We start from the raw sequence: 21,468 nt of genomic DNA on the forward strand, positions 1-21,468 counted from the left end.
ATAAAAATGATTGATAATACTTAAGGTTGATAACTTACACTAAAGGCAATGCTTCTTTCAGACTGCCATGGCGCGTCTTCGTCGGCACTTGCTCTGTACAATTCGTTAGTTAAATTATTGAAAAATAGGCCAAGTTGCCAGTTTTTGTTAACTCGCCACTTAGCATTCACATGCCATAACAGCACACTTTCTAGCGCAATTTCCGACGGACCAACGGCGTTTTTATCAAATCGATAACTTAGCTGATTTGATAATTGCCAGTCAGACCAATAGCCTTGAATTCGCCAATTTATTTCATCTGGGTTTAAATCATCAAGTGCATTGCCATTACTCTTCTCACCACGATTATACTGATAACTTAAGCGATGATGAAAGTTTTCTGACACGTGCCATTCAAGGCTTGACTCAAAACCATAAATATCAGCTTGATCCACGTTGCGATAACTCAAGAGATCTTCACTCACGTTATAACGCTCAATATAATGCTCAACTTGATAGTAGTAACTACTCACATCAAGCTTTATATTACTGTCGGCCTCGTAATTGATTGTAAATTGCCCGCCAATACTTTCTTCAGGCAATAAGTTAGCATTACCTTGCGTACTACCACGAGGTGTTTCACCGTCAAAGAAGCGCTCGCTTAAGGTAGCAAATCGAAAACTATTACCAGCCTCAGCGTGAACGGATAAACGCTCAGAGAATGACCTGTTTACTGAAAAGCTCATGCTGGTATAGGTATCATCAACCCGAACTTTGGTATTTAGATGTTGGTGTTGCTCAATATAGTCAACTCGCGCGGCAAATGACCAATGCCAAGCCTGCCATTGACCATATTGATGTGCAAATAGAGCAAGATTACCTTGTTCACCATCAACAAGGGTTTGCTGATAAACAAGCGCTTCGCTTAACGTAAGTTCTTGCTCAGAGATATTAACGTTATTTCGTTTTACCCATTCAATGCCCAATTTACCACCAAAAGACTCGCTATGTTCATCTGGCAATTGAAAACCATACAAACCAGAAAAGTCGGTTTGCCATAATAAATTGAACGTTTGGGATTGATAATCTGTGATGTTTTGTCGATCGGCTAGGCGAGTAATATCTGATTGCCAATGCTGATCATGTAGCCCAAACAATAGTTGCCCAAAACGTTCATGCTCTATCGCCATATTGGCGATAACGTGATTATCAAAAGGGTAAACAGTGATACGATCATCTGGAAACTGAGCAGAACTTTTGCCAATGTCATCACCTTGGCTTATCAATAGACTGCCCGTTAATAAAACATCATCTACTTGGTAATTGGTATTAAGCATGCCACTGATGCTTTGGAAAGCATCGTTAAGTAACTCGCCATTTTCAGCACGCGACTGATCACCACTGCTATAACTTAATGCACCGCTAACTAGCTCATTTCCGTGAGCTACGATAATCGATTGCTGCTGATTACTTGGCTGAAACTTGGCAGAGAGATAAGGTGAATCAAAATGGCTTAACTGAGTACTGATGACTCCCCCCATTGCATCTGAGCCATAATATGATGCACTTGGGCCTTTTCTAATGTCGACAGTTTCGATGAATTCACTAGGTAGAAATGCAACCGAATTGCCAGCTCGACGGTCAGTTAACATTGGCACGCCATTCACTTCAGTTTTAATACGGGATTTACTAAAACCTCGAATACTATAGCTTTGAAATTGACCACCTTGCCCATTAAAAGTAACGCCAGGCGTTGACGACAACCAGTCAGCGAAAACCTCTGGTAAAACCGTGATTTGATCTGCCTGAACCTGTTCATTATCAACAGTTACTAACGCATGTTGATAGCGACTACCCTTGACTTCAATATGCTCAATCCCATCAGCATTCAATGCAAGTGAGTTGCTAGAAAGGGTATTTAAGGCTATCAAAGCGCAAAGTTTTAAATAGACGCCAAACGAGGTTTTCAATGGAGTTCCACAGTCATCAAATAAAGCGGCAACACTATAGCAGAAAACCACCATAATTATTTACGACTAAACGTAAAAACAACGCCATTAGTCTGCAAAATTAACGATATAACATGATTGCCACTAGCTATATAACTTTAAGCTGTAATACACTACTCGTACAGATCATGAACATATTATAAAAAATGGATTTAAAACGTCTTTTACCACAAAGTGTGGCGATTGCTATTTCAACCTTTTCTCTTGTATTAACGCCAACAAGTTATAGCCAATCTAGTGAATCTTCACAAATAGGCGGTTATGCAAACGCTTTATATGAAAAGGCGATGTCAGCATATGAGCAAGGCGATATCAATACAGCTGTCATTCACGTTAAAAATGCCTTGAAAGAAGATTCTAATAATTTGCCAGCTAGGTTACTCTTCGCCCAAATTCTTTTGGAATATGGCGAGCTAGCAGCTGCTGAAGACCAATATAGAGTAGCTTTGTCACTCAATGCTGATAAATCAATTGTTATAATTCCTTTCGCGCAATCACTGCTGTTACAAAGTAAACACTCAACAATATTAACGGACATAAATATTGGCCCATATTCACCTCAGGTGAATACCTTAGTATATGTTTATCGAGCAAAAGCCAATACCGGATTAAATAAGCTAGACGAAGCTAAATTTAACTATGAACAAGCGTTAACACTTGATGAAGGAAATATCGATGCACTATTAGGCTTGTCTACAATTGCTAAAAAGCAACTAGACCCGTTATTAGCAAGACAATATTTAATGCAAGCAAAGGCTATCGCCCCTAATGATCCTTATGTTGCTTTTTTTGAAGGAGAGCAATTTCGTCAATCGCTAAAACTTGATGACGCTATTTCTGCCTATAATGAAGCAATCATACTAAGAGAAGACTACCTTGACGCTCGACGTTCCAGAGCAGCTATTTATTTAGATCAAAACAAGTTACCAAAAGCTAAACTTGACATAGAGTTCTTGCTATCAAAGCAGCCCAATGACCCATTCGCACAACTTTTACACGGTATATACTTAGCAAAAACCAATAATAGTATCGAAGCAAAAAATGTTATTGCTCAAGCATCTGAAAAGTTTAGTCAAATTGAGCCAGAAACCATAGAGCAATTTGCACCATTAGCCTTAATATATGGTTTTTCTCAATACCTACAAGGTAACTTACAAAACGCAACAACCAGTTTAAATGGTTATTTGCAAAAGAATCCTAGCAGTAAGCAAGCACGTGAAATACTTGCTGAAATCGCGAGCCAACGAAAACAATATGATCTTGCAGCTGATTTACTTCAACCAGTTGCACATGATCAATTAACAACGCGTAGTGCACATATCATGTTGCGTTCGTTAATTGAAACACAACGCTATAGTCAGGCTATAGAGTTTATTAATAGCTTGCCTGGTAAAATTACCGATAAGCCAGAAATGAAGAACCTGCACGCTGTCGTGTTATTGAAGTCAGGTAAAGCAAAGCAAGCAATAGACTTGCTTAGTGAGCAAACCAGCAATGATAGTTTTACCGCTGACAACCAAGCGATGCTTATTCTGGGTTATAACTACTTAAATTTAGGTTTTACAAAGGAAGCACTTCAGTCAGCCAAACAATTAGAACAGCTTTTTGCAGAGAATGATCGTCAACTCTCAATTACTGACTTGAACTTTATCGGCTCTGCTTATTTGGTCAATGGTGATGACAACCAAGCTAAAGAATACTTCAAAAAAGCCCTTGTCATTGACAAAGAAGATGAGATCGTTAATCGAAATTTAGCGCAACTTTATTTAAAAAATGCAGAATACTCAAATGCACAAGCAATAATTGAAGGCACATTGGCTAAAAACCCAGACAACCTCAATATGTTGCCAATATACGGTGAGTTACTTATCGCGCAAAATGATAACAAAAGCGCCCTTGCTGTATATGAACAAATAAACGAACTATCGCCACAAAACTTAAAAAATAAATATCAACTAGCCAATTCTTATCTTGCTAATAATCAACCACAAAAAGCAATCGATACTGCTAATGATATTAACAGGTTAGAGTCTTTATCACCTTTTGCTCTTATTGTGAAAGCAAAAGCCAACATCCAATTAAGTGATCTATCGCAGGCAGCACGTTCACTTCGCATAGCCTTTGGACTATTTACGGAAGATCCTGAGAAGCTCGTTGAAATAGCTAAGTTACAGCTAAGTGCACAAGATTACCTATCCGTTGAAAAAAGTATTGCTACTATCAGTAAGCTAGACAGTAAACAGGCGCAATTACATACCCTACAAGTACAATTACTTGAAGCAACCGGTGAATTAGAAAATGCACTAAAACTTCTTAGGCAGCAAAAGAAAAAAGATGGTCTTTATTATCGATTAGAGGCCAATATTTTATTGAAATTATATCGAGATCAAGAAGCACTAAACTCTGCAAAAAAAGCTTATAAGTTAGAGCCTATTATTGATAACCATGAACTTGTTATACGCTGTTTATTAATCAATAAAAAATTACCGGAAAGTTACGTGCAGTTCAACGACTGGTTGACTAACCATCCTTATGATTGGCGCTCTTGGCGCAAGTTTGCCAATCTTTATGAACAACATGGTTTAAGTGATAAGGCGATTCAGGCATACCTAGCATCAATTAATATCAACAACAAAGATATATTTAGCCTTAATAATGTTGCTAACTTACTCGTTGATAACGGTAATTATACTGACGCGTTAACACATGCAAAATCAGCCTATCAGTATGCCCCACTTGAAGCCAAAGTTAATGATACCTATGGCTGGGTTCTCGTGCATAACAATCAAGCTAACACGGCAGTTAATTACTTTAGAGAGAGCCTTGCTAGAGACAATAACAATGCGACCACTCGCTTTCATTTAGGTGTAACACTCCAACAACTAAACAGAAACGACGAGGCACTTACTCAGCTTTATCAAGCATTAAGTGTAGCAAAATCAGACGCTTTAAAAGCTAAAATAAAACAAGCAATAGATGGTAAATTCACGTTAGATAATCAATAACGATTAAAGGGCAGTAACATTACTGCCCTTTTCTCAATTTGGTGTTAACGTATAAAAACGTTCTCGCAAATACCAAATCACATCATGTACAAACCACGAAAAATTGAACAGCAGGATAACTGGTTAGATGAAAGTGGTGTAAAAATATATACCATTACTTACCAAGCGAATATCCTCGACCAAGCCTTGTATAAAAAAGCACTGATAAGTATCAAACAATCTATCGGCATTCCTTGGAAAAATACCGCCGCATTTACCATATTCCATGAGGGCGAACTATACCCTTACTTGATTTTAGGTTATTGGCAAAATGGGAATGAGCTATTTGTTCGAGTATACGTTCATATCAATAAACATTGGATAGAAGATCCTGCGCAGTTTTCATTTTGTTTATACGATATGGAAGTTATGTGGAATGAGCGAAATATCTATATTAACACAATAGATAAAGACAGCCCTTCTTTAGATGCCTATCAAAACACTCGTTTGCCGCTAGAAAGCCAATCCGCTCTTATAGAGTAAAGCGTTAAATTACAGACATAAAAAAAGCTGGTGTATACCAGCTTTTCATCTTCAAAATTGCGTTTAAGCGTTTTGTTTCTGTCTGTAGATAAACAACATTGCTAAACCAAATAAAACGATTGTACTTGGCTCTGGCACTTTCGCAACAGTATCGAAAGAAAGGTTTTTGAAACCACCTGATCCTTGCATTCTGATCACTAAATAAGAAATCGTTTCAGATAACGAGAAGTTTTGCGTTGTATAACCACCGTTACCAGTCACTGTCATCATCTCAACATCATCAATCATGTTGCCAGCAGAACCGTAAAAACTAAATGAACCGCGTTGGTTTGCACCATCTTCAATATCAGCTAGTCCAATCGATTTCAGACTAACAGGCTCACTAAAGTCAATAAATACAAAACCACCGTGAGGATCGCTACCTGAATAACGGTCATCAGGATCTTTACATAACCCCTTACCGCCATTCCAGTTTAGGTTACACTGACCATTTCTTTCATGGATAACAGCCACATTACCTTGGTCTACTTTTAGGTCTTCATCCTGAGTAACCCAAGTTGCATCAGTATTGAACAAAGTTAGGAATAAATCAGAATTTGTCTTGTTAAATGCGTTGGCATCAGCTGAAACATCACTGCTCCCCCAATGTGCCCAACTAGATTGAGCCCAAAACGTAACATCTACGTCACCCAGAGAGCCAATATGCCCAGTAGATGTAAATTCTTCATCAATTATCTGACCTTTATTTTTACTATACTTCCATTTACAGGTAGCACAGTTGTTGCCGTCAGTTGGAGAACGTAAACCATTCTCATCAAATGAAATCGTGTAAGAATCGGCATTCGCACCTAACGCTGCTAAAAACAACATCGACGCAAAAGACTTCATTAATATCCTTTTAATCATTTGCAATACTCATCAATTAAAACTTCTAGACTACTCCACACGATGCAAATTACGCGCCAAACAATAAAAAACCTTTAAAAACAACAACTAAAGACATTTACTCTCTGTAACCATTTGAATTATGTAAAAAAAACCAACACCTCAGACCTGTTATGTATTTTTATTATTTTTTGATATAAAAAAGCCGGCATCAAGTGCCGGCATTTATAACACGATCTTTACATTTATTTCAAGCTGATCGTTGTATGTACAGCACTACCGTCTTGATGGTCAGGTTCGAACCAACGCGCAGTTACTGACTTGGTTTGTGTCCAGAAGCTAATTACTTGTTTACCATTTGGCCCTAAATCACCTAGTTTTGAGGCGCGTGAACCCGTAAAGCTAAAATAAGCGACAGGTACAGGAATTGGTACATTAATACCAATTTGACCTACATCAATGTCATTTTCGAACTTACGAGCAGCCCATCCACTTGATGTGAATAAAGATGTACCGTTGCCATTAGGGTTCGCGTTAATGATTTCAATCGCTTCTTCCAAGGTTTCAGCTTCTAGCACACATAATGCAGGGCCGAAAATTTCTTGTGTATAGATGTCCATATCAGGTTTAACATCAGAAAACATCGTTGGGCCAACAAAGTTGCCTTTCTCATAACCTTCAACAATGCAGTTGCGACCATCAACAAGTAATGTTGCACCTTGTTCTACACCACTATCTAAAATAGATAGAATACGAGCTTTAGCTTGAGGCGATACAACCGGACCTAAGTCAGCATCACGCTGTGTGCCTGGACCAACCTTCATTTGTTTTGCTCTTTCAGCAATCTCAGGCAACCAATTACGCGCTTCGCCAACTAAAATGGTCACAGGGTTAGCCATACAACGTTGACCTGCAGCACCGAACGCTGAACCCAATAAATCATTAATTGCACGATCTTTGTTTGCGTCAGGCATAATAACCATATGGTTTTTAGCACCCATCATTGCTTGTGCGCGTTTACCGTGTTTACTTGCATGGTTATATACATGCGTACCAACATTTGTAGAGCCAATGAATGAAACCGCTTTAACATCGTCGTGCTCACATAATTGATTTACAGCGTCTGGCCCACCATGAACAACGTTTAATACACCTGCAGGAATACCAGCTTCTAGCGCTAACTCTACAAATCGAATGGTTGCTGATGGATCTTGCTCTGATGGTTTTAAAACAAACGTATTACCACAAGCTACTGCAGGTGGAAACATGAATGCTGGCAACATCACAGGGAAGTTAAATGCAGTAATACCTACACCAACACCTAATGGTTTGTTTAGCGTATAGACATCAACACCTGTAGCGGCATTGTTCGCCATTTCACCAAGTTGTAAACGGGTAATTGAACAGGCGTTTTCTACAGCCTCTAACGCACGCCCTACTTCACCTTCGGCATCTGGTAATGTTTTACCATGCTCCTGAGTTATTAACTCAGCAATTTCGACAGTATGTTGACGAACAAGCTCTTGGAATTTCATCATAATTCGCATGCGATTAGTCAACGATACTTTTGACCAAGATTTAAACGCTTCATGGGCTGATGCAACCGCCGCGTCAACTTCTTCTTTTGTAGCCACAGGTACCTTCGCAACCACTTCTTGTGTTGCTGGGTTTAATACATCTAACCAAACGTCTGATTGAGAGCGAACTTTCTCGCCGTTGATAATTAGGGGAATTTCTTTAATGGTCATTACAAAACCTTGTTGCTTGTTATCATTTATCGAGCTAAAGGTATGCTTTTATCAGCCAGTAAGCAATATGCACAATTGCAATAAGCCTTGCATATATGCAAAGACAATATAAATCAGTATACTAGCGATTATGAACTGGGAAGATATTAAAATATTTTTAGAAGTTGCACGCGCAGAGAAGCTTTCTCAAGCCGCTATGCGCCTGAACAAAGACGCATCAACTGTCTCGAGGCGCATCCATAAACTTGAAGAGCAACTGGCTACCAAGCTTTTTGAGCGTAGTATTGATGGCCACGTACTCACACTTGACGGTGAACAACTATTGGCAAGTGCGAGTATGATGGAGCAACAAGCAACGAATGCATTTAATCACATAGCGCTTGAAAAAACCGATGAATCTGGCCTTGTGCGCATAGGCTTAACAGAAGCACTCGCCAGCTATTTCTTAACGCCAAACCTTTCGCTTTTTTACCAACAACATCCCAATATAGATATTGACCTATTGCACTCATCTCGTGATGTTAAAATTAGTCGCAATGAAGCTGATATTGCGATATCACTCGAAAAGCCAAATAACACCTCGATGATTGTTACCAAACTTTGTGATTATCAACTTAATTTATACGTGAATAAGTACAGTGAAGTAGGTAAAACGATTGACGACAATAACTTGCCTATTAATCAACTTCCTTGGGTAAGTTATGTTGACAGTTTATTATTCACCGAACAACTCGCCTACTTTAATGAGTTAACCGAAAACATAGTACCTGTGTTTCGGTCTAATAGTGTTATCAGTCAATATCAAGCGATTAAACACGGTTTAGGCGTTGGTATTCTGCCTTGCTTTCTTGCAGAACAAGACCCTGACTTGAAGCAAATATATTGTCGAGAAATTGAAATAGCCAGAACATTCTATTTAATCACGCACCCCGAATGTAAAAGGCTCGCTCGTGTTGCTTTTGTGTGGGACTTCCTAAAAGCACTGTGTCTGGATAAAGCAAACATACTTATACCGCAAAAACCAACCAACTAACTCGTGATAAATTGGTAAATATCGGCATCAGGATAACCTTTATGCCCCTCTTCCATTAACACAAAACCTAATGTTTTTAGTAGTTGCGACGAGGCTTCGTTGTCTTTACTCGTAATAGCAAGAATGTTTTGCATGTGCTGATTTTTATTTAACACCGCAAGACATGCTTCTTTCATGTAACCATTGCGATAGAATGCTTCATCTAACGCATAACCTAAATCTGGCTGTGGTAAATCTTCTCTTTGCAATAGCCCGCATACGCCGATCGGTGTGCCATCATGCAAACTGACGGTCATTAGTCCAACACCGTATGTTTTGTAGCTAAATTGTGGCCCATCTAAAATATAAGTGGTGGCTGCATCAATATCGTCTATCTGTTTATTGCCGATGAACTTGAGAAATAATGACTGGTTATATAGCTGATGAATAAACGTTGCGTCACTTAACGCCATAGGCCTAATAATAAGGCGCGATGTTTTTATCACTTTCATGCTATTTACCATCGTAATTCAGCCCTTTTTCACCTATAAATTGTTGATATTTCATCACAGCATTTTCATCCCCAACGGACGGCTGGCAAACACTTTTTTGATATTGCCAAGAAAACACGTCAAACCATAAATCGAGCAGTTCACCAGAAGAACTCTCTCCTTGCTGTTTTAATATCTTAGCCGCAATTTCTGCCGTTGCTAAGTGATTATTAACTTGAGCACTTCGTAAAGCGTATCGCGAATCAGACAATTGTGCTTGGTTGTTATCAGGTAAGGTAACAATTGGAAGCTTAGTTAAATAAGGACTCTTTCTAAACATACGCCTTGCTTCTCGCCAACTACCATCGAGTAAAACAAACAACGGTTGTTTATTATCAGGTATTGCTACTTTGTCGGTATACACGGTTTGCTCAGGAAGTGCGTACTGCTGAGGGAATACAAGCATAGGAAACCAACGAGGATCGTTCAATAAAGCAATTAACTCATCTTGAGGCTGAGTGCGCGACCATATAAACGGAAAGGTATTGGCGCAAACATCTTCTATTAGTCGACCAGTATTGCTTGGTTTAAGAATTTCACTGTCGTGCAATATGACTAAAAATGCAGCATTACAATGGTTAGTTACCTTCAAATGACATATACAGTTTTGTATCGCAACTTGGCAATTTCTACAGCGTTTAACCCCCTTTCCTCGAGCATTAAAGGGTTTAGTTGCACTATTTATTCGTGTTTGATGAAGATACTGAAATCGATTCATAGCTTGCCCAAATAATTAAGAAAAGCATTTGTACCAGTTAACCAAAAATTTGCAAGTAGAAATAAAAAAAGCGGGCTTTCGCCCGCGAAGTACATGGAGTGTATAACGTATCAGTGGTTTAAATATCGTTGTGTCTATGACCGTGGATATGCAAAACATCAATATCTTTTAATTGTGGAATTGCGTCTTGCATGTCATCTTCTAATTCATCAATTGTCACAAGTGCTTGGCAAAGTTCGTCAGCAGCTTGTTCAAGCGTTTCAGCACGGGCTTCCATTTGGCTTTCAATGTTTTGACCAAAGTCTTCCATGCGTGTTTCGAAAGCTTCCATATCGCCGCCAGAGAACATCATCTCACGACCTACCGCCATTAATAAGCTGCCCATTGATTTTTCAATAGCACTTTCTAACACTTGCTCAAAACGTTGCTCGAAGTCTTCACCTAAAATATCTTCTGCAACTTCTTCATTGCTTCCAATATAAATACCGGTTTCACTATCAAGTTTACGAGCTAACTGTTCTCGAATTTCAGTTAACTCATAGGTTAACTCTTCGCTCACATCATTACCTTCACCAAGTAGCCCGTTAAACGCTAGGTTTACACCTTCAATCGCGATGTTCACACCTTCGATTGCCACGGTACGAACTTGCGGAACACTGTCACGAATACCTGTTGCAAAAGCATCAACTGTCGCTCGTTGTGATGAAGATAAATCAACAACCTTACTATCAATAATTAATTCGTTATCGTCTGATATTTGATACAACTCATGATGATCGTTTGAAAAAACAATATGATTGTTTTTCAGGGAGAAGTTCGCATCAAGGTTAACATCACAATTATTATCAGCTAATGCTAAAGGTGCAGCTGAAGCTAAGGCAAGAGCGACTATAGTTGGTAAAGTTTTCATCATAATTCCTTGTTATTGATACTCAATTTCTGGCTTTGGCCATTTACCATATACATTACAAGACTGGTGCCAACTCATTATTAATACTATTTATCAAATAGTTAACACAAAATACCGGTTTAAACTGCCTAATGGTTTTCAATAAAGAATAGTGAAATAAACTAAATAATTGTGTATCTTGCCAATAAATAACCTCAAGGAATTTACAACATAAAGGAGTAAACAACTTTCCATGAATAATCGCTTATTAACCTTAGCTAGTGTTAGCTTACTCTCACTTAATACCGCAATTGCTGACGTAGACGTGCCAATCGCGGCCGCCCAGCAGTCTTTCTTCAACAACCTACAGCAATACTGTGGCAAAGCATTTTTAGGTAAAATTAAAACCGACACGCCGAAAAGTGATGGTTTTTCAGAAAAGCTAGTGATGCATGTGAGGTACTGTGACGAAAATCAAATTCAAATACCGTTTCACGTTGGTGATGATTCATCGCGCACATGGATAATAACCAAAACTCATGCAGGTTTAATGCTAAAACATGATCATCGTCATAAAGATGGTTCTGAAGATACATTGACCATGTACGGCGGATTAACAGAAGATGAAGGATTCGCACAAGTTCAGTCTTTCCCTGCGGACAGTTATACCAAGCAGCTTTTTGTTAAACAGGGAATCCCTCAATCAAACGATAATACTTGGCAGTTCTTTTTATACCCTGAACGCTTTAGCTATAGAATGATAAGGCTAGCTAGGGAATTTCAAGTGGATTTTGATTTATCTCAGCCGATTACAGCGCCTAAAGCGCCATGGGGTTACGAAGATTAAATAACAAAGTTAACTTTCGTCTGTTGGTTTGATTTACGTCTATCGGGTTGTTGACGTGACTCTATCCATCGTTGACGCTGAGCTTTACCTCCGGTCCGGCGTTCATCTCCTGAGCGCCTTTCTTCAAAATTTTGAACTTCAGATACCGCTTTTTCTTGATAGTGATCAGTTTTCTTTTTTTCGCTCTGTTTAGCTTTTTTAGGTTGTTGCTGCTTTTGCTGATCATTTTTTAAATTTTTAAAAGTCACAGCCGTAGACGATGTTTCCATAGCAACTGCTTGACCTAATGAATTTAATTGACGCACAACCTTCTCTCTTTTTTTCTCTCTTCAACTCTGTGCGTTTTATCGACAATAAATTAATAAACTTTAACCAGAAGAATAAAAATATTTGCGCATATTATGTAAAATCTGATTCAACAAATTATAAACGACTAACCACCCCATTAACTGACTGATTTTTAACAAGTTAACCAAGCACACTTCAACATAGCGAGTACAGTAACAACAAAATATCATGCTTTTTACTAGTAAAATGACGTTAAATTAGGGTATCTTAGGCTTAACAACTTATTAACCCTGTTTTTATTGATAAAATGTATAATACCTATATTGCTAGACAAGCCATTTTTGACGCTAAAAATAATACGATTGGCTATGAATTACTTTTCAGAGATAGCCCCGAAAATTCATTCCCTGCAATCGATAAAAACATTGCGACCGCAAAGCTCATTATTCAAAATCACATTCATGGTGATATAAAAGCAATCTGCATGGGTAAACGCGCATTTATCAACTTTACCGAGCACTGCTTGATTAATAAGTATCCCTTAATGTTTGATAAAGATAGTATCGTAATTGAAATCGTTGGCCATAAAACAGCCTCAGACCGATTGATAAAAATTGTTAAGTTCTACCACAACAAAGGCTATCGAATCGCCTTAAACGATTATGATTTAGCTGAAAAGTGGGATGTATTATTTCCTTATATTTCCGTATTGAAAATCGATGTAGAGCAGCAGAACCCAAAACAAGTCTTTAAAGCGCTATCTCGCATGCGACCTTTTAACATCAAGTTAGCAGCAGAAAAGGTTGAAACACGATTTCAGCGCCAATCGTTAGCAGAAGTTGGTTTTAATTATTTCCAAGGATACTTTTATCACATCCCTGAAATAATAGAAGGTCAAACTTTGGCACCTATGAAGGCGCAAATGTTGAACTTGATAAGCGAGACCTTTAAAGAACCGTTTAGCTTTAATGCTGTATCGACGATTATTGGTCACGACGTAAACCTGAGCGTTGGTTTACTAAAAATGGTGAATAACGTTGCCGTAGGCACTCGAGTTGAAATAACATCATTAAAACAAGCAGCAGCTTACCTTGGCGAAGATAGTTTAAAACAGTTTGTTTCAATCTTAGCTTTGTCAAAGCTAACTTCCGATAGTACCGATGAAATTGCCAAGCAATCTTTGATTGCAGGTAAGTTAATGTCATCAATTGCCGTTCACCAACAATTTAAAGAAGTTCGTGATTTTGCTTTTATTACCGGCTTACTAAGCTCAATGGAAGTCCTGTTGAGTATGCCAATGGCCGACATCATGGCAACTATGCCGTTAGCCGACCCGATAAAGGATGCATTGGTTGGGCAACAAGGTCAGCTTGGCGAACTACTTAAGTTAGCAACAAGCTTTATTGAAGGTGCCAATGATGCTGATGACCTAATCGTAAAACTGGCATTAGATAAAGAGGCATTATCTCAAGAATTTGTTAAGGCGAGTAAGTGGTGTGCCAACCTTGATATCTAGCACCTAGTATTTGAGCGTTTTATGAAATTAATCATGAGAACTGAGTTTGATGATTTGCGCCTAAACCCTGCTCATCAATACGAAACCGACAAAAATGGTGATAAGCAAGTTGTAAAAATATACCGAGACAACGTGCTTATTGCCAAAAAAGTCACTCATAAAAAATCCATTAGATATTTCGGTGTGAAAAACTATCGACAATACCTAATAAACGACGAAAATTAAAAAACTAACGCATATGCCTACAGAGCAATCAACTAAAGATAAAAGTCAATTATTAGTCACCAAAATTGAGCTCGCCTTTAATACCATTAATCAACCAAGAGTGACCTCAGATCTTGAGTGGGAGTGGGATGCAAAGCACCAAGTTATTTTGACGCATTTTGCTCGAAACTTTGCGCAAGACATATTAACCGTCGTTGAACGAAATGTACCGGATACATGGCACAGTAAAAACATTAAGAAAGCACCTAATTCGCTTCGAGAACAATTCACACCTTACGGTAAGTTATCAACAGAGCAAAAAATTTTCACCATGTCGGCAACTAAAGAATCACCAGGGCTTATACTTATTTGGTGGCCATGGGGGCATGGTAATACTTATTCATTGCGCATCGGTCTCCTTGACACACAGTACGATTTAGCAAATCATGCGCCTCAACCTTGGTGGCAACGATTATTTAGTTAGTTTGGCCACTATCGTCAATCATACTAAAAAGTAGAATCATGCCTACACAAGAAAAAATTTTTATTACTGGACTGCCACGCACGGGCACCACAAGTATTTGTTCGGCGATGCTCCAACTCGGTTATAAAGTTGCACATACATCCTATACCAACGCTGCCTTTGAGCAGGCACAGGTAATCGCCGACGCACCTATATTTTGTGACTTTGAGATGCTTGCCAACACTTACACAAACGCTAAATTTATTCACCTTACCCGTGATTTAGAGTTGTGGTTACCTTCGATAAAGCAATTACTTAATCGCATGCATCGCAATGTAACCCGAACAGATGGAGGTTTTAACCCAACACTAAAGCGTTGCTATCAAAATGTCTTTAATCCATTAACCCAAGAAAATATAAATAGTGATGAGTTTCTTACCAACATTTATGTGAATCATCAGCAACGCGTAGAGCACTGCTTTAATGACAACCATCAACGTTTACTTACCATAAATATTGCAAAAGAAGAGAGTTATAATCGCTTATTAGACTTTTTAAACATACCAAGTAAAGGTTCAATTGGCTTCGAAAGAGTAAATGTGGGCGGCAAGATCACTTACTGGAATTCAATTAAGCACCCAAACAAAGTCGATGCAAATTTAAAAGTTAAATCCTAATACAAATTTAAACAATCCATGCTCAATTCACTACAGCTTAACCTAGCTTCGTTATTTCAAAGAGTAGCGAAAGTAGTTTTATGCTATGTGTGCAATGAAAGAGGTCATACTAGTTATAATTGGCTTTTCTTTAATTGCTTTATCAAGTGGCGCTATTAACGCAAAAACCTTAGCTATTGGTTTAATGGCCACCTTAATATTAATTGCTGTTTCTTTGTTTTTAGACATACGACAAGCAAAGGCTGCGTAGAAGCGTTTAAAGCAAAAAAAAATTGAAGAAAATAATTAATCAATATCAAAAAAACCTTAATATTCAGGCCTTTTTGTTATTACATATTTAACGTTTTAATTTCATCTAGCGTTTGCTGTTTAAGCTGCTCAAGCGTTTTTCCATGCGGCACAGGTAAACGCGTGTCAGGATCAACTTTTACGAATACAATATCGTCGGCTAAACAGATGGTTTTCTTCGTTACTTTGTTTCTTACCATACAAGTTACCGTGATAGATGATTTACCAACACTTTTTGTTTTTAAACCAAACTCTACAACATCTCCTTGCAGCGCCGCTGATTCAAAACTAATTTCGCCGATATGCTTGGTTACTAAACAGTTTGTTTCGAGTTGACAAATTGCGTATATCGCCGCTTCTTCATCAATCCACTCTAATGCTCTGCCACCAAACAATGAGTTAGCGTAATTTAAGTCGTTAGGCATCACTAAACGACGAGATAAGAATCTCATAGAACTTCCAATAATAAATAAAAATACGTGCATTATTATAACTGCTATCGGATTTTTGCGTAAGAGGTAAGACCAGAGATAATAAACAAACTGTACATAATGATAATATTCACTAAGATTTGATTATGAGATTATGAATAGGCAAGTCTATGGATTGGTGGCAAAAATTCATTAGTTTAAAATCAACAGAAGAAGTTGAGTTAAAACGCAAAAAACTCGTTTTTTACATGCTGAGCTACTTATGTAGTTTAATCATTTTATATTTTGCGAATCAGCAAAGTGGTGACAATAGTGCGGTTAAAGTCACGCTCAATGTGCTTGGCATATTTTTTATCATTAATGCGGTGTTATCTCACTTTCATCAACGCTTTAAGGTGTCAGTCATTTTATGCTCGATTGGCATCAGTATCTTAGTATTATACTTAGCTTACTCAGGAGGAAATCAAAATACCGGTTTATATTGGATACTCCCCTTCCCTATCGTTTACTTTGTGTTCTTTGGTTATTTTAATGGCTTGATAGGCAACATTTTAGTGTATTTTGCCTTAATGGCGCTGTTATTTAATCCAGGTATACTTGAAGCGACATACCGCAGTGTAGAAATTTCACGCTTCTTGGCATCATACTTAGTGGCTATGATACTTTGCTTAATTGCTGAGTACTTTCGTTTTCAGAGCTACGTAGAGCTCACCATGCTAAATTTCAACAAGCAAAAACAAGCCAACACCGACGCGTTAACTAAACTGCCCAACAGACGCTTCATTGATAACATTTTGCTTGAATCTGCAACCATAAATCCAGAGAAATACTTTCCGATGACGGTCGTAATTACTGATATCGACCACTTCAAAAAAGTAAACGATACCTACGGACACGATACAGGTGATTTAGCCTTAGTACATATTGCCAATCTCCTAAAAGAAAATTGTCGAGGTAGCGATATTGTATCTCGTATTGGAGGAGAAGAATTCTTACTGATATTCCCACAAACAGGTATCAGTATTGGATTGAGCATATGCGAAAAGCTACGCCAGTTGATAGAACAAAATACAATAACCCGTGAAAACCAACCTATTACATTAACGGCGAGTTTTGGCGTAAGCCAAGCGTTAACCCTATTCGACTTTGAGCAGGCTAAAAAACAAGCAGACATCTTGATGTATGATGCAAAAAAAGCTGGCCGAAACCAGATTTGTGGTGGTTAAAAGCCCAACCTATTATTGGGCTTTACCTGTAAATTAGTTTACTTTTATCTTAAAAAACAGGCTATACAACACAGGGACGGCAATCAAGGTTAATAACGTAGCAAACGTCAATCCCCCCATGATGGTGACCGCCATATCAGCAAAAAATGCATCAAATAGTAACGGAGCCATACCTAAGATTGTTGTAATTGCAGCTAAAGATACCGGACGTAAACGGCTTACACTCGCTTCAACAATAGCCATATTTGGTGGGCTACCTTCGGCAATTTGTAGATCAATTTCTTCAATTAATACAATCGCATTTTTAATTAACATACCAAATAAGCTCAAAAAACCGAGCAAAGACATAAAACCAAATGGCATGTCAGCCAATAACAAGCCACTGACAACACCAACAACCGCCATTGGTACGACAAGCCAAATAATCAATGGTTGCTTTAACTTGCCAAACAGTAATACAGAAACTAAAAACATCACTAAGAAGCCGGCAGGTAGTCCACTAGCTAGCGCTTTTTGTGCATCTTTTGCCGACTCATACTCACCACCCCAAGCTAATGAATAGCCCGCCGGTAATTTAATAGACTCAATATCACCTTTTACACGCAAAAGGGCTTTATTCGCGGTTTCCCCAAAAGCAGGATCTGCAAATATGGTGATTGTTCTAAGCCGATCTCTTCGCTGTATTAATACTTCTTCACTGACCAAACTCACGCCAGATGATAGCTGTTTAAACGGGATGTATTGGCGCTGTTGCTGGCTCCAAACTTGATTATTTTCAATCGCATCAATCACTGAATCTTGTGAGGATGACATTTTTGCACGAATGGGATACGCATAGTTTCCGTCTTGCAAAATGCCCAGGTCAACACCTGTAGATGCGTATTGTACTGCACGTGTAAAGTCTGTCCGTGAAACGCCTGCAATACCCGCATTATATTCATCAAAATGCGTATTCAATGCCAGACCTTGTTGACGCCAATCCTGACGAATATCTCTAATACCGCCATCAGCACGCATAATAGCCATCGCTTGATCAGCTAACTCTCTTAACACTTGACTATCTGGTCCTGAAAAACGAGCGGCTAATTTAGCACCGCCACCTGGGCCAAACTGTAAACGCTCTAAATAGAAATCAGCATCCAGGCTGTGTTGTTTGGCAGTTGCTAATATTTCCTGCGCATAGTTATTAATATCATCAGTATTATCCATTCTAACCAATAACAAACCGTAACTTTCATTCGGTGCTTGTGGGCTATAGGTTAAGGTATAACGATCAGCACCTCGGCCAACAAAACTTGTTATTGTCGCTACTTTTTCGTGTTTAAGTAACGCTCGCTCTACTGCTGAAATAGCCTGAGTCGTTTGACGAATATCATTATCTTGGTTCCCCCAATAATGGACAAAAAACAGTGGCGTATTAGACGGCGGGAAAAAACCTTGTTTGACACTACCAAAGCTAGCGTAGGCAGTAATCGTGACAGCAATAAGAAGGCCTACGGTTATTCCTCGATTGCGCAGTGCAACATTAAGTAAACCTAAATAGCCCTTCAAAAAGCCACCTACTTTTTTATATTGCTCAGTACTTGTCTCAACTTTGTAAAAGTAAGAACCAAACAAAGGGGTCACGCTAACAGCCAAAACCCAACTTAATAGTAATGAAATCAGCACGACAGCAAATAATGAAAAAAGAAACTCACCTGTTGAATCGTTTGATAAGCCAATACCTGAAAAGGCAGCAATACCAATAACGGTAGCACCAAGTAATGGCCATTGTGTTCGTTTTACAATGAAACTGGCGGCTTGTTTAGCTGATTTCCCCTGCTTCATTCTAAGCATCATGCCTTCTGCAACAACAATCGCATTATCAACAAGCATGCCCATGGCAATAACCATTGCACCTAACGAAATACGCTGTAATTGCAAATTAAGTAGCCACATGATTAACACAGTCCCCATTACCGTGATCAACAAAACAGAGCCCACGACCACGCCAGAGCGCCACCCCATAAATAAACATAACGTCGCGGTTACTACAACCACCGATAAAACAAGGTTTTCGATAAAGCCAACAACCGCTTCATCGACAATTTTTGCTTGGTTATAAATTGGCGTGAGTTCAAGACCTGCCGGTAGCTTTGCTAAGACATCGGCTATTTTTTTATCAATATGTTCACCCACATTAACAATATTAACGTCGTTGATTGCTGAGATAGCTAACGTAACAGCAGGCTTACCATGATGGTGAACAAGAAAATCTTGAACATCAGTTTCTTCTAACCTTAGTTCAGCTAAATCACGAATTTTAATCGATGAGCTTGAACCAGGCAGTACGAGTGTTAAGTTACTTAAACTTTCAATACGCGAGTCTGCGTCTTCCACCAGCAACCGCAGCTTCTTACCATCAACTTCAATACGACCACTGTCAAAAGGTTGCAAGTTATCATTAAAGAGCGCAATAACATCTGGAAATGACAAACCAAGACCAGCGATGCGATAAGGATCCATATAGGCAACAATTTGTTGAGATTTAAGTCCATTGACCTCAACCTTTGCAACACCTTGAGTCGTAAGTAATTCACGACGAATAATACGAGAGAACTCTCTAATCTCATTAAGGGTGAAGTCTGGTGCCGTTAGTGCATAATACAAACCGTATACATCACCAAAATCATCAAGAACTACGGGCTCGGATGCACCAATCGGTAAACTAGCTCGAACATCACGTAAACGCTTTCTCAGTTCATCCCATATCTGGGGCAATGTTGAAGAGTTATAGGTATCATTAATTTCAACGGTTACTTCAGATATACCAGGTTTTGAAATTGACGTAACACGTTTTAGTTGAGGCATTTGTTGTATAGCCACTTCAACCCGTTCTGTAATTTCTTGCTCTACTTTTATGGCACTAGCGCCTGGAAAGTATGTCATCACCCGAGCTTTTTTAATGGTAAATGCTGGATCTTCTAAACGGCCGATATTAGACAAACCAATCACACCACCAACAATACAGATCAGGACAAGTAGCCATACATTTACCGGATTTTTAATTGAATAACGTGCGATATCCATTAATCAAACTCCGCCTGATAAGGCTGAACGACTATTCCTGAATACATTTTGCTTGCGCCAGCGGTAACAATTTGATCTGTGGGTGTTAAGTCAGATTCAATAACGACGACATTTTCTAAAAAGCGTAAAACCTTAACCGGTGCTTTTTCAACTGACTGACTTCCTTCATCAAAACGCCATGTATAAAAACCTGTTTTTTTATCACCTAGCACAGCTGACAATGGCACAACGTGCACTTGCTGATTTGTACCTTGTTCAATCACAACTTCAAGCATGGCACGTGCACCAGGAATGAGGCTAACACCAGCAATGGGATCCATTGCAAAAACCGCTCTATATGTTTGAGTAACAGGATCTGGTGTTGTTGAATGTTCTAAATAAGTAACAGGAAAAGATTGCTTCAAACTACCAATAGTCGCCTTTGCCTGCTTAATTTTCTTGCCGGTGTTTGCCGTAATAACACGCTCAGGAACATTAATCGTAAAATAGATTTTAGACATATCTTGAATACGCGCGATAGTGTGCCCTGCTTGAACAAAACTATTGTTATCGACTAAACGCTCAGAAATTTGCGCGTCAAATGGCGCAAGTAATTGCGTGTAGCTTAATTGTTGCTGACTATTACTTAATTCAATTTCAGCTAGCTCAAATGTTGTTTGGGCATTATCAAAAGCGCGTTGAGAAACGAGACCTTTCTCAAGCATTGATTTGATTCGGGTTAGTTCTCGTTCAGCTTGTTGCTTTTTAGATGTTTGTTCTTTTACTTGACGTATAAACGGCTTTTGATCAATTGTCGCCAATAAGTGCCCTTCGCTTACTTGCTGCCCTGTGACAATATCTTGTTGCACTAAACGACCTGAAACCTCAAAACTTACATCGACAGTTTTCACGGCGCCAACTTCTGCAGGAAATGTAAAACTAGCATTCTCATTCACTAATTTCACATGGTCTAATTTAACCATAACTGGCTGGTTTTGTTGCTTTTGTTGTGACACTTCTGAACAAGAAACAATAAGCATAATACTCATCAGCGCAATCAAAAATTTATTCATTAAATACTCTCTAACGTGTTAACTGAACACAAATAATGAATCACAGATTAACAGATTATCTAATTTTGTAAACTTTGTAATTCTAATAA

Annotated in this window: 19 protein-coding genes; 9 read left to right on the forward strand and 10 right to left on the reverse strand. The window is 38.6% G+C overall.

The features are described from left to right. Positions 1 to 20: 20 nt before the first annotated feature. The gene (locus QQK02_RS10790) at positions 21 to 1,949 is read right to left on the reverse strand and encodes a TonB-dependent receptor plug domain-containing protein (RefSeq protein WP_284208030.1); all 1,929 of its coding nucleotides are present in this window, start codon (positions 1,947 to 1,949) and stop codon (positions 21 to 23) included. Between the two features lie 185 nt (positions 1,950 to 2,134). Here QQK02_RS10790 and prsT point away from each other — a divergent pair, with 185 nt between their 5' ends. Then, positions 2,135 to 4,993 (forward strand): XrtA/PEP-CTERM system TPR-repeat protein PrsT, encoded by a 2,859-nt coding sequence (gene prsT / locus QQK02_RS10795; RefSeq protein ID WP_284208031.1) that lies wholly within the window; start codon positions 2,135 to 2,137, stop codon positions 4,991 to 4,993. A gap of 84 nt (positions 4,994 to 5,077) precedes the next feature. Further along, the gene (locus QQK02_RS10800) at positions 5,078 to 5,515 is read left to right on the forward strand and encodes a hypothetical protein (protein ID WP_284208032.1); all 438 of its coding nucleotides are present in this window, start codon (positions 5,078 to 5,080) and stop codon (positions 5,513 to 5,515) included. A 63-nt stretch (positions 5,516 to 5,578) separates the two neighbouring features. Here QQK02_RS10800 and QQK02_RS10805 read toward each other — a convergent pair whose 3' ends face one another. Together QQK02_RS10805 and QQK02_RS10810 are read right to left on the reverse strand one after the other, a co-directional pair. Beyond that, positions 5,579 to 6,403, reverse strand: coding sequence for a PEP-CTERM sorting domain-containing protein (locus QQK02_RS10805; RefSeq protein WP_284208033.1), 825 nt, complete (start codon positions 6,401 to 6,403; stop codon positions 5,579 to 5,581). A gap of 242 nt (positions 6,404 to 6,645) precedes the next feature. Then, positions 6,646 to 8,148, reverse strand: coding sequence for a CoA-acylating methylmalonate-semialdehyde dehydrogenase (locus tag QQK02_RS10810; protein ID WP_284208034.1), 1,503 nt, complete (start codon positions 8,146 to 8,148; stop codon positions 6,646 to 6,648). A gap of 130 nt (positions 8,149 to 8,278) precedes the next feature. Between QQK02_RS10810 and QQK02_RS10815 the strand changes: the two genes are divergently transcribed. Further along, a complete protein-coding gene (locus QQK02_RS10815) occupies positions 8,279 to 9,181 on the forward strand; it encodes a LysR family transcriptional regulator (protein WP_284208035.1) in 903 nt (300 codons plus the stop codon). Here the strand turns inward: QQK02_RS10815 and QQK02_RS10820 are convergent. The 3 genes from QQK02_RS10820 to QQK02_RS10830 all read right to left on the reverse strand — a co-directional run bounded on the left by QQK02_RS10820 (position 9,178) and on the right by QQK02_RS10830 (position 11,342). Further along, positions 9,178 to 9,672: a GNAT family N-acetyltransferase gene (locus tag QQK02_RS10820; RefSeq protein WP_284208036.1), complete on the reverse strand. Its 495-nt coding sequence runs from the start codon at positions 9,670 to 9,672 to the stop codon at positions 9,178 to 9,180. The genes QQK02_RS10815 and QQK02_RS10820 overlap by 4 nt on opposite strands. Position 9,673: 1 nt before the next feature. Continuing rightward, the gene (locus tag QQK02_RS10825) at positions 9,674 to 10,429 is read right to left on the reverse strand and encodes a tRNA-uridine aminocarboxypropyltransferase (protein ID WP_284208037.1); all 756 of its coding nucleotides are present in this window, start codon (positions 10,427 to 10,429) and stop codon (positions 9,674 to 9,676) included. Positions 10,430 to 10,547: 118 nt separating this feature from the next. Further along, on the reverse strand, positions 10,548 to 11,342 hold the full coding sequence (locus tag QQK02_RS10830; RefSeq protein WP_284208038.1) for a DUF2884 family protein: 795 nt from the start codon (positions 11,340 to 11,342) through the stop codon (positions 10,548 to 10,550). Positions 11,343 to 11,571: 229 nt separating this feature from the next. On the opposite strand from QQK02_RS10830, the gene QQK02_RS10835 reads away from it, so the two are divergent. Then, positions 11,572 to 12,165, forward strand: a complete 594-nt coding sequence (locus tag QQK02_RS10835) for a hypothetical protein (RefSeq protein ID WP_284208039.1) — start codon at positions 11,572 to 11,574, stop codon at positions 12,163 to 12,165. Here QQK02_RS10835 and QQK02_RS10840 read toward each other — a convergent pair. Further along, positions 12,162 to 12,470, reverse strand: a complete 309-nt coding sequence (locus tag QQK02_RS10840) for a hypothetical protein (protein WP_284208040.1) — start codon at positions 12,468 to 12,470, stop codon at positions 12,162 to 12,164. The two genes, QQK02_RS10835 and QQK02_RS10840, sit on opposite strands and share 4 nt — an antisense overlap. Before the next feature lie 290 nt (positions 12,471 to 12,760). Here QQK02_RS10840 and QQK02_RS10845 point away from each other — a divergent pair, with 290 nt between their 5' ends. Genes QQK02_RS10845 through QQK02_RS10860 form a run of 4 tightly spaced genes read left to right on the forward strand, consistent with a single transcriptional unit; the run spans position 12,761 to position 15,313 of the window. Then, positions 12,761 to 13,969: an EAL and HDOD domain-containing protein gene (locus QQK02_RS10845; RefSeq protein WP_284208041.1), complete on the forward strand. Its 1,209-nt coding sequence runs from the start codon at positions 12,761 to 12,763 to the stop codon at positions 13,967 to 13,969. 21 nt (positions 13,970 to 13,990) lie between these two features. After that, a complete protein-coding gene (locus QQK02_RS10850; protein ID WP_284208043.1) occupies positions 13,991 to 14,194 on the forward strand; it encodes a hypothetical protein in 204 nt (67 codons plus the stop codon). A 13-nt stretch (positions 14,195 to 14,207) separates the two neighbouring features. Continuing rightward, positions 14,208 to 14,657: a hypothetical protein gene (locus QQK02_RS10855; protein ID WP_284208044.1), complete on the forward strand. Its 450-nt coding sequence runs from the start codon at positions 14,208 to 14,210 to the stop codon at positions 14,655 to 14,657. A gap of 38 nt (positions 14,658 to 14,695) precedes the next feature. Beyond that, positions 14,696 to 15,313, forward strand: a complete 618-nt coding sequence (locus tag QQK02_RS10860) for a sulfotransferase (RefSeq protein ID WP_284208046.1) — start codon at positions 14,696 to 14,698, stop codon at positions 15,311 to 15,313. Positions 15,314 to 15,642: 329 nt separating this feature from the next. Here QQK02_RS10860 and QQK02_RS10865 read toward each other — a convergent pair whose 3' ends face one another. Then, the gene (locus QQK02_RS10865) at positions 15,643 to 16,053 is read right to left on the reverse strand and encodes an acyl-CoA thioesterase (protein ID WP_284208047.1); all 411 of its coding nucleotides are present in this window, start codon (positions 16,051 to 16,053) and stop codon (positions 15,643 to 15,645) included. Positions 16,054 to 16,202: 149 nt separating this feature from the next. Between QQK02_RS10865 and QQK02_RS10870 the strand changes: the two genes are divergently transcribed. Continuing rightward, the gene (locus tag QQK02_RS10870) at positions 16,203 to 17,258 is read left to right on the forward strand and encodes a GGDEF domain-containing protein (RefSeq protein ID WP_284208048.1); all 1,056 of its coding nucleotides are present in this window, start codon (positions 16,203 to 16,205) and stop codon (positions 17,256 to 17,258) included. 33 nt (positions 17,259 to 17,291) lie between these two features. Here the strand turns inward: QQK02_RS10870 and QQK02_RS10875 are convergent, their stop codons facing one another. After that, entirely contained in the window at positions 17,292 to 20,327 is a 3,036-nt protein-coding gene (locus QQK02_RS10875; RefSeq protein WP_284208049.1) for an efflux RND transporter permease subunit, read from the reverse strand. Then, entirely contained in the window at positions 20,327 to 21,379 is a 1,053-nt protein-coding gene (locus QQK02_RS10880) for an efflux RND transporter periplasmic adaptor subunit (RefSeq protein WP_284208050.1), read from the reverse strand. The genes QQK02_RS10875 and QQK02_RS10880 overlap by 1 nt, the downstream gene beginning before the upstream one ends. Between the last annotated feature and the right edge of the window lie 89 nt (positions 21,380 to 21,468).

The organism is Thalassotalea eurytherma (genome assembly GCF_030161415.1).
GTDB classification, from domain to species: Bacteria; Pseudomonadota; Gammaproteobacteria; order Enterobacterales; family Alteromonadaceae; genus Thalassotalea_G; species Thalassotalea_G eurytherma.

What these genes read in the sequence shown, in the direction of transcription:
- prsT (WP_284208031.1), top strand. Translation starts at nt 2,135, where the DNA reads ATGGATTTAAAACGTCTTTTACCACAAAGTGTGGCGATTGCTATTTCA.
- QQK02_RS10800 (WP_284208032.1), top strand. Translation starts at nt 5,078, where the DNA reads ATGTACAAACCACGAAAAATTGAACAGCAGGATAACTGGTTAGATGAA.
- QQK02_RS10805 (WP_284208033.1), bottom strand. Translation starts at nt 6,403, where the DNA reads ATGAAGTCTTTTGCGTCGATGTTGTTTTTAGCAGCGTTAGGTGCGAAT.
- QQK02_RS10810 (WP_284208034.1), bottom strand. Translation starts at nt 8,148, where the DNA reads ATGACCATTAAAGAAATTCCCCTAATTATCAACGGCGAGAAAGTTCGC.
- QQK02_RS10815 (WP_284208035.1), top strand. Translation starts at nt 8,279, where the DNA reads ATGAACTGGGAAGATATTAAAATATTTTTAGAAGTTGCACGCGCAGAG.
- QQK02_RS10820 (WP_284208036.1), bottom strand. Translation starts at nt 9,672, where the DNA reads ATGAAAGTGATAAAAACATCGCGCCTTATTATTAGGCCTATGGCGTTA.
- QQK02_RS10825 (WP_284208037.1), bottom strand. Translation starts at nt 10,429, where the DNA reads ATGAATCGATTTCAGTATCTTCATCAAACACGAATAAATAGTGCAACT.
- QQK02_RS10830 (WP_284208038.1), bottom strand. Translation starts at nt 11,342, where the DNA reads ATGATGAAAACTTTACCAACTATAGTCGCTCTTGCCTTAGCTTCAGCT.
- QQK02_RS10835 (WP_284208039.1), top strand. Translation starts at nt 11,572, where the DNA reads ATGAATAATCGCTTATTAACCTTAGCTAGTGTTAGCTTACTCTCACTT.
- QQK02_RS10845 (WP_284208041.1), top strand. Translation starts at nt 12,761, where the DNA reads ATGTATAATACCTATATTGCTAGACAAGCCATTTTTGACGCTAAAAAT.
- QQK02_RS10850 (WP_284208043.1), top strand. Translation starts at nt 13,991, where the DNA reads ATGAAATTAATCATGAGAACTGAGTTTGATGATTTGCGCCTAAACCCT.
- QQK02_RS10855 (WP_284208044.1), top strand. Translation starts at nt 14,208, where the DNA reads ATGCCTACAGAGCAATCAACTAAAGATAAAAGTCAATTATTAGTCACC.
- QQK02_RS10860 (WP_284208046.1), top strand. Translation starts at nt 14,696, where the DNA reads ATGCCTACACAAGAAAAAATTTTTATTACTGGACTGCCACGCACGGGC.
- QQK02_RS10865 (WP_284208047.1), bottom strand. Translation starts at nt 16,053, where the DNA reads ATGAGATTCTTATCTCGTCGTTTAGTGATGCCTAACGACTTAAATTAC.
- QQK02_RS10870 (WP_284208048.1), top strand. Translation starts at nt 16,203, where the DNA reads ATGGATTGGTGGCAAAAATTCATTAGTTTAAAATCAACAGAAGAAGTT.
- QQK02_RS10875 (WP_284208049.1), bottom strand. Translation starts at nt 20,327, where the DNA reads ATGGATATCGCACGTTATTCAATTAAAAATCCGGTAAATGTATGGCTA.
- QQK02_RS10880 (WP_284208050.1), bottom strand. Translation starts at nt 21,379, where the DNA reads ATGAATAAATTTTTGATTGCGCTGATGAGTATTATGCTTATTGTTTCT.